The following is a 7,871-nucleotide window of genomic DNA, read 5'->3' on the forward strand; positions in this document are numbered from 1 at the left end:
ACGACCTCACCCAGTCATCCATTCATGCAAGCCTCTTCTACCATGCAGCCTCCTCCCGGTGCATCGCCGTTTCAAATCGGTGGCAGTCCGCTGTTTAAAACCGCAGGAAATGAACCCATTGCTGCGCCGCCGATCAATTCGACCCTGGGCATGTCGCCGTTCAGCATCGCTGGCGCTACGCCCACGAATGCGCCGCTTACAGTGGGGGATGTGATCAACCAACTGCCGCCGGAAGTCGTGCGTGCGGGCGCATTGCCGTTGGAGCAACCACTGTCGTTGCCGCCCGCGTTGCTGGAGAATGCGTTGCGCAGCGGACAAGCGGCGCTGCCCGTGTTTGAGTTGTATCGTGTCTGCCCGGCGCTGTTTCAGGTGCCGATCTCTCCCCAGGATCCACGTCTCGTGCCGCTGCCTGCCGCAAAGCTGCCAGGATTGATCGCGCAGGCACGGGAAGGGCAGGGGGCTGAAAACGCTCCTGCGCCACCGGCTCTATCTGCGCCATCACCTTTTTCATTCGCTCAACCTGCTGCGGCTTCGGCACCCGTTGCCTCACCCTTCCAGATGGCTCCACCGGCGGCTGAAGCTGCGGCAGCGACTGCTCAAGCGTTCCCGATGAGTCCCTTCGCTGCTGCTTCACCAGCTTTTACGGCTCCTGAACCTGCTCCAGCACCGTCACCCTCGCCATTCTCCATCAAACCAGCAGCGGAAGCACCGCCCGCCACTCCGTTTGGCATGATGTCGGCTCCAGGAGTACCTTTGGCCACACCATTCTCATTTGGCAGCGCTGCGGGAGGATCACCTTTTGGCATGCCACAGCAGGCTGCTTCACCGTTCTCTGCTGCGGCTCCGACGGCCAGTCCCGCGTCTTTCAGTCCTGCTCCAGCAGCACCGCAGCTATCCATCACCGGTCTGTTCACTCCGAAATCTCAGGAAAACGCCGCTACGCCTGCTGCCATGTCAGCAACGGCTCCCGCGATGCCTTTTGGATCGCCCTTTGCCGCCGCGATGAAAGAAGCATCGCCCCAGGCTGAACCCGCGCCCACGTTCGCACCTCCGCCGCAATCGTTTGCCCACGCGGCACCCGCCGCAATGCCTGGCCATGCCGCATCTGCTTCAGGCGTGGCCAAATTGGGATTTGCCGCCCTACTGAACGGCTACAGCGTTGAAGAACTCGGCTTCAATCCAGCCGTGGTCCCGGCGTGGATCACCACCAGCGTTGCTGCCAGCACGCTGCAAGAGCAGATTTCATCCGGCAGCGTCATCGTGGAGCTAGGCACTCTGATCGACGGCGTTTCCGATCTCGGCTTCCGCAACACGCTCGCCACCGCGAAGCGTGATTTCCGGGTCAGACTGCCGCAAAACGAAGTCTTCCATGCGCTCACCAGCCTTTTGGCCACGCCCGCCGCTGCGCCGTCTCCCTTCGGCAATCAGGCCGCTCCTGCTCCGCGTCCTGTCGCACCGGCGAACAATTTTACCATTCAACCCGGCGCACCCTCCGGTCAGGTCGATCGCGTGGAAATGTCGCCTCCGGCTTCATTCGCGGCACCTGCGATGCCCTCCTTCGCGTCACCACCAGCACCGCAGAATCCGCTGTCGGTCTTCGCTGCTCCGCCCATGGCGGAAACGCCCGCGCCTGCGTCTTCATCACTCACCCCGAAGTTCGGTGCGGCGTTGAATCCCTTCGCACAAAGTCAGCCGCCTGCGGCACCGGCATCGATTTCGGCTTTCGGTTCTGCGCAGCAGCCCGGCGCACCCTCACCATTCGCTTTCACTTCGCCGACGGCAGCCGAACCTGCACTGCCGACATGGTCGCAGCCGGCTCCAGCAGCGCCGCCGCAGAAAGCCCCGGCTTCACAGCCTTTGTTCCCCACCGTATCTCAGGTTGCGGCAGCCGCTCCATTGCAGCCGCTCGCAGGAGCCTTTCAGCCTTTTGGCGCGCAGCCTTCGCTCTTCGCCAGTCAGCCGCCGTTGCAGGCTTCGCCCCTGTCCCCGACCACGAAGCCATTCGATCCCTTTGCCGCTTCATCGACCGGATCGCTGGCAGCCAAAGCTCCACCTGAATCCGGCTTCAGCAGCGCTCAGTTGCTCGGCCAGGCCGCTCCTTCCGTCTTTGCACCACCACCAGCGCCCGAGGTCAATCGAGCCGTCGGCCCATTTGCCGAGCCGGCCTTAGAATCCTTCAAGCCGATGCCTTCCTTTGCCCCGGCCTTGGATGAAATGCCTGCCATCCCGCAGCCGCCAGCGCCCGCTTCACGCGGATTGTTCAGCACGCAGCCAGCCAGTGCGCCGCTCTTTGCGGAGCCAGCTCCGCAGCCACGGCCTGAACCCAAACCCACGCCAGCATTCGCCCCTGCCGCTGCGGCTCCGGCCAAAATGACTGCCGTGAAGCATTCCTTCCTCGGTCTCGCTCCGCTCGACACGCAGACCGATCAACTCCTGCTCCGTGCTCTGCTTGGCACCGAGGAAAAACTCGCCGCACCGCGTGTCGTCGAACTCCTCGCAGGGCAGACCGGTCTCAGCGCCTGCGTCTGCCTGCATGGTTCGCATGTGCTCAGTCATGCCGACTCATCCAAGGCCGACGCCGTCGAATTCCAGCGTCAGGCCCCCGACATCGCCCGCCAGTTGCGTGGTCTCGCTCCACTCATCGGCATTGAAGGCGCTGAAACCTTCACGCTCAACGCTGGTGGTCGTCTGCTCACTTTCTGCTTCCCAGGTGACACCATCATCGGCGTCTTGCATGATGACGAGCCTTCCACCGGCCTGCGTGACAAGATCACTCTCATCGGACGCGAACTCGCCCGCATGCTCGGCTGATGCTGCTTCTGCGGCATCGGTTTCGTCATTCCTCATTCGAATTTCGTCATTTCTACATCATGCCCAGCATCAATCACGACGACCACACCATCAGCTTCAAGATCGTCTATTGCGGCACCCCGCTCAGCGGCAAGACCGCCAATCTGCAGCAGATCCACACCAAGCTCGACCCAACGGGCTGCAGCGACCTCGTCTCGCTCTCCACGGCCCAGGATCGCACGCTGTTCTTCGACTTCCTCGCCGTCGAAGCCGACGCCTTGCCCGGCTACAAGACCACCTTCCACCTCTACACCGTTCCCGGCCAGGTCACCTACAACGCCACCCTCCAGCTCGTCCTCCGTCAGGCAGACGGCGTCGTCTTCGTCGCCGATTCGCAGATGGACCGCCAGCGCGACAACTTGCAGTCCCTCCAAAGCCTCGAAGCCAATCTGCGCATGAACGGCAGCTCGCTCGACCGCCTCCCCATCGTCCTGCAATACAACAAGCGCGATCTGCCAAACGCCGCGCCCGTCGAATACCTCGAATACCTCTTCAACAACCGGCCCACGCCCTTCCTCAGCTTCGAATCCGACGCCCGCACCGGCCGCAACGTGCTGGCGACGCTCAACGCCATCTCCCAGGCCGTCCTCCACCAGTTTCGCCTCCGTACCGCCCCCGAGAATGCTCCCAACGAGCTTCCCACCCACGCCCTCGCCGCGTGAGAAGCTTGACCCTCTTGACCTTTGACTCCTTGACCTCCGTTGGATGAATCTGGAACTCACAGCGCTCGCGTCGCTTCCCGGCATTCAACAAGCCGTCATCGCCGATGATGCAGGACGCTTGCTCGACTGTGCAGGTGAAATGGAAGCACCCTCTGCGGCCGTTCTCGTCCTTGCGCATGCCACCCTCGCCGCCGCGTCCGAACTCGGCCGCCGTTCTGGCAGTGGCGACTGTCTCGAAATCATCCAGCAGCACGAGGGCGGCTGCATTTATCTGCACAGCCTCCCGCAGCATCGGTTGCTGCTCATTCGTTGCCAAAACGCCGACGCCATTCCCCTCGTGCGCAGCGTCTGCCAGCACCTCGCGACTCTACTGGAAACCGCTCGCCCTCCCGCTTCTACCGCATCTCTCGATCTCGCCTCTGCTCTCCACGCCGAACCGGCTTGGTGAATGCTGCGGCGAACCCACACAACCGGATTCACCACAGAGGTCACAGAGAACCACGGAGTTTCGATTCCATCTCTGTGCGACTCGGTGATCTCTGTGGTAGCACTTTTTCCCGCCTCATGTCCCGCATCGCTTTGATCGCCCTCACTCTCCTCGCGTTCGCTCTCCCTGCGCACGCCCAGCAGCGCTACGATTTCTCCGCGCCGCTCATGGCCACCACCTTCCGCATCTCCCTGCATGCGGACTCGAAGGAAAAAGCCGAACAGGCCGCCGCTGCCGCCTTCAAGCACATCGCCCACCTCAATACCGTCTTCTCCGACTACGAACCCAACAGCGAGCTGATGCAGCTCTGCAACGCCGGTCCCAACACGCCCTTCAAAGCCAGTCCCGCGCTGTTCGCTCTCATCTCCCACTCCCTTGACCTCGCCCGCCTCACCGACGGTGCCTTCGATCCCACCTGCGGCAATCTCACCCAGCTCTGGCGGCGCACCAAACGCGTCAAAAAACTCCCGCCTGCCGACCGCCTTGCCAAAGCCCTCGCCGCCACCGACTGGCGTGCCGTTCAGCTTGATGACAAGGCGCAAACCATCACGCTCCTCAAGCCCGGCATGCTCCTCGATCTCGGCGGCATCGCCAAAGGTTACGCGGCCGATGAAGGGCTCCGCATCCTGCGCGAGCACGGCCTCACCCGCGCCCTCGTCATGGCCGGTGGCGACATCGCCATCGGCGATCCTCCGCCCGGCGAGGACGCTTGGGAGATCAAACTCCGCACCTTCACCAAACTCACGCCCGACGCCGAAGAAAAAATGGAAACCGTCCGCCTCAAACACTGCGGCGTCTCCACCTCCGGCGATCTCTATCAGTTCACCGAGATCGAAGGCGTGCGCTACTCTCACATCCTCTCCCCCCAGACCGGCCTCGCCCTCACCACCCGCATCGCCTGCTCCGTCATCGCCCCCGACTGCACCACCAGCGATGCATTGGCGACAGCAATGTGCGTGTTGGGCAAAGAGCGGGGTGAAGCAATCGTGGCAAAGCTGCGTGGTGTGACGGTGAAGTTTGCCGTGCCTTGAGGCATGGCTTCTCAGACATCGGTGCTGGCTGCAGCATTCCCCTCTTGCCAGTGTTCCTGCCATTTCGTATGACTGGCGCGATCTTTTCCGACCTGATCGTGTATGAGGGGTGTATCGCCGGAATGCTGTCGTAGGTTGGGTGTGGCGATAGCCCGCCCGACTTCTTCGCCCTTGCGCGGCCAGCGTACGCCCAAATGACGAGCGGGCTGACGCCACACTCATTCTCCATAATTCAGGTGTGCGCCATGTATGAGTGATCCCGCCAACCCCACACCCACCGGCTACCAGCGCTCTCCCGGCGGCGGGTTTAAGTGGCTGCCACCCAGCGCAAAGCATCTCTTCATGCTGCTGCCGCATTATGAGGTCGAGTGCCGGCTCGGTCGCGGTGGCATGGGCGCGTTTTACAAGGGCAGGCAGAAGTCGTTGAATTGTCCCGTCGCGATCAAAATCCTCCCGCCCGAGGTGGAGGACGAGGACACCAGCTACATGGAACGCTTCAAGAACGAGGCGCAGGTCATGGCGAAGTTCATCCTTCCCGGCATCGCAACCGACACGCAAGACCTGCGTGCTCCAGCCTTCCAGAAAGCCCGACCGGATGTGAGACTGGCGCGGTGAGGGACGCTGGAATTGACCGGCTGGCCGAATCGGTTAGTGTCCAAGCATGCAAACACTCACCGCACCGCAAACCGCCGCCGACCTGGTGGGAACCTTTCGCAGTTTCGGTGACGACGGCCCGGTCTATGAAGTCACCAGCACGGTGAACGGCCAAAAAGTACATGTGGTGGTGGTGCAGACCGGGGAGGAACTGGACTATCCGGTGGCGCAGGCGCTCGCAGATCCCGAAGCGAAGTAAGCCATGTTTGCCATCGCCTTCGATCTCGTAGTTGCCGACGCGGCGGAGCATCACCCGCGTGGTGTGACGGCCACTTACACGGACATCGGCGCAGTGCTGAAGCAGTTTAGCTTCGAGCGCATCCAGGGCAGTGTGTATGTGTGCGAGAACAACGACATGGCGAACCTGTTCGCTGCACTGCTGGCATTGAAGGCGTTGCCGTGGTTTGCCAGGGTCGTGCGGGACATTCGCGGCTTCCGCATCGAAAACTGGAGCGACTTTACGCCAATCATCAAAAGCACGACGCCGTCTTGACGCGACATGCAGCAGTACGGTGAGGGACGCTGGAATTGACCGGTGGCCAGATCTATTTTCCATCATGACCCGCGCCCCCTACGACGCCATCGCCGAGCACTTCCATGCGTTGCGAACGACACTGCAACCCAAGGAAGCGGAGTATCTGGCGCTGCTGCTCGATCCGCTGCCAGCGGGCAGCACGATCCTCGATCTCGGCTGCGGCACGGGGCGGCCCATCGCTGCGCACATCGTGTCGCGTGGGCATCACGTCGTAGGCGTGGATGGTTCCGCCACGCTGCTGGCCCTGGCGCGGGCGCAACTGCCCGAACAGCGCTGGATTCACGCCTTGATCGAGGAGGTGGAGTTTGCGGAGACCTTTGCCGCCGTGGTCTGCTGGGACTCGCTCTTCCATCTGCCGCGTGCGGAGCATGCGCCCATCATCCGCAAGATCCACCGCTGGCTCATGCCCGGCGGGCGGCTCATGATCAGCAGCGGCGGCAACGTGACAGGAGAGGAAGGCTTCACCGACACGATGTTCGGCCACGCGTTCTATTACGACAGCCTGACGCCCCAGCGCATGACCACCGTGCTGGAGGAAACCGGCTTCACCATCCTCCTCAGCGAGATGTGCAACCTCCCCGACGGCGACCACGACAAAGGCAAATGGGCCACCGTGGCCGAGAAACGGCACTGACTGCTCTCCCACGAGATCGCCTGAGACCCAAGCTCCAGCGGTTGCTGGCATGTCTTTATCCATGCGAAGCTCTCCAGACCCAGCACGCCATTCCCGACCGGCGACTTATACTGCGCGTCATCACATTTTGTGAAACGGAGGATTGGCCGCAGATTCAGGAAAACCGCAGATTACCAGACAAAAACAATCTGTGGCTTCCCTGAATCTGCGGCAAAATCACACATCTTGAAGACTCCAAGTATAAACTCGAAGTGGGGCCACTTTACGGCTGTGTGGGGTCACTTCGGGGCCAAGTGGGGTCACTTTGCGGCTTCGTGATCTGGGGGTGTGCTTTTGCTTCGACGGCGTCAATGGGCTGTCAATGGGCTTGCCTGCTGGCAGCCAGGGATGGTAAAACACCCTCAATCCTTCCCGCCATTCCAACATCAGCCTCATGAAAATCACACGCAGAACCGAGGCGGGCTTTGTGAATAGCGCATATCTGCATCTCCTGCTGGCATTGACCGCCATCAGCGTGGTCATGGTGGGAAGCTGGCCCGTACGATTCGGGGTGCTTACGGTGGCAGGGGCGCTCTGGCTGGCGGTCTTCATCGCCGACCGTCTGATGCGTTTCAAACCGGGAGACCATGTGAAGGTGCAGTTCGGCCCACATGCCGGAGCCAGCGGTAGAATCATCGGTCTGCTGCCCGGCGGCCGGGGGGTGCAGGTGGCGCTTGCCGGGGATGGCGTCGAACTCATCGTCGATTTTTACGGTGGCTATCAGTTGGTCCGTCTGAAGCAACCGGTGCATGCCCCAACGATGGCTGCGCACACACCACCCAACAGCCGATGAAACCGAAGCTCCTCTGGCTGCTGCTCATTCCCTATGTCCTCTTCAGCGGCATGGGCTACGGCTTCCTCGCGCACTACCTGGTCCGGGACAAGGAGCCGTGGTTCACACTGCTCCTGCTCGGCGGCCTTGCCACGACGATTGCGCTGATCACCTGGCTGGGAGGCATTCCCATCGCGTTCGCGGCCT

Annotated in this window: 10 protein-coding genes; all 10 read left to right on the forward strand. The window is 62.0% G+C overall.

Features of this window, described 5'->3' with window-relative positions:
* Positions 1-42: 42 nt before the first annotated feature.
* Positions 43-2,811, forward strand: a complete 2,769-nt coding sequence (locus ACKVY0_RS26955; RefSeq protein WP_409217971.1) for a hypothetical protein — start codon at positions 43-45, stop codon at positions 2,809-2,811.
* Positions 2,812-2,870: 59 nt separating this feature from the next.
* Positions 2,871-3,512, forward strand: coding sequence for a GTP-binding protein (locus ACKVY0_RS26960; protein WP_409217972.1), 642 nt, complete (start codon positions 2,871-2,873; stop codon positions 3,510-3,512).
* A gap of 43 nt (positions 3,513-3,555) precedes the next feature.
* Positions 3,556-3,960 carry a roadblock/LC7 domain-containing protein gene (locus tag ACKVY0_RS26965; RefSeq protein WP_409217973.1) on the forward strand — a complete coding sequence of 135 codons (405 nt, stop codon included), beginning with the start codon at positions 3,556-3,558 and terminating at the stop codon, positions 3,958-3,960.
* Between the two features lie 116 nt (positions 3,961-4,076).
* The gene (locus tag ACKVY0_RS26970) at positions 4,077-5,030 is read left to right on the forward strand and encodes an FAD:protein FMN transferase (RefSeq protein WP_409217974.1); all 954 of its coding nucleotides are present in this window, start codon (positions 4,077-4,079) and stop codon (positions 5,028-5,030) included.
* Between the two features lie 249 nt (positions 5,031-5,279).
* Positions 5,280-5,645, forward strand: a complete 366-nt coding sequence (locus ACKVY0_RS26975) for a hypothetical protein (protein WP_409217975.1) — start codon at positions 5,280-5,282, stop codon at positions 5,643-5,645.
* Positions 5,646-5,691: 46 nt separating this feature from the next.
* The gene (locus ACKVY0_RS26980; protein ID WP_409217976.1) at positions 5,692-5,883 is read left to right on the forward strand and encodes a DUF5397 family protein; all 192 of its coding nucleotides are present in this window, start codon (positions 5,692-5,694) and stop codon (positions 5,881-5,883) included.
* A 3-nt stretch (positions 5,884-5,886) separates the two neighbouring features.
* Positions 5,887-6,177: a virulence factor gene (locus ACKVY0_RS26985; RefSeq protein WP_409217977.1), complete on the forward strand. Its 291-nt coding sequence runs from the start codon at positions 5,887-5,889 to the stop codon at positions 6,175-6,177.
* Between the two features lie 64 nt (positions 6,178-6,241).
* Positions 6,242-6,853 (forward strand): class I SAM-dependent methyltransferase, encoded by a 612-nt coding sequence (locus tag ACKVY0_RS26990; protein ID WP_409217978.1) that lies wholly within the window; start codon positions 6,242-6,244, stop codon positions 6,851-6,853.
* Positions 6,854-7,286: 433 nt separating this feature from the next.
* A complete protein-coding gene (locus tag ACKVY0_RS26995) occupies positions 7,287-7,685 on the forward strand; it encodes a hypothetical protein (RefSeq protein ID WP_409217979.1) in 399 nt (132 codons plus the stop codon).
* The coding region (locus tag ACKVY0_RS27000; RefSeq protein ID WP_409217980.1) for a hypothetical protein at positions 7,682-7,871 on the forward strand (190 nt) is incomplete at its 3' end. The genes ACKVY0_RS26995 and ACKVY0_RS27000, both read left to right, overlap by 4 nt.

The sequence above is a fragment of the Prosthecobacter sp. genome, from assembly GCF_046154365.1.
In the GTDB taxonomy this organism is placed as follows: domain Bacteria; phylum Verrucomicrobiota; class Verrucomicrobiia; order Verrucomicrobiales; family Verrucomicrobiaceae; genus Prosthecobacter.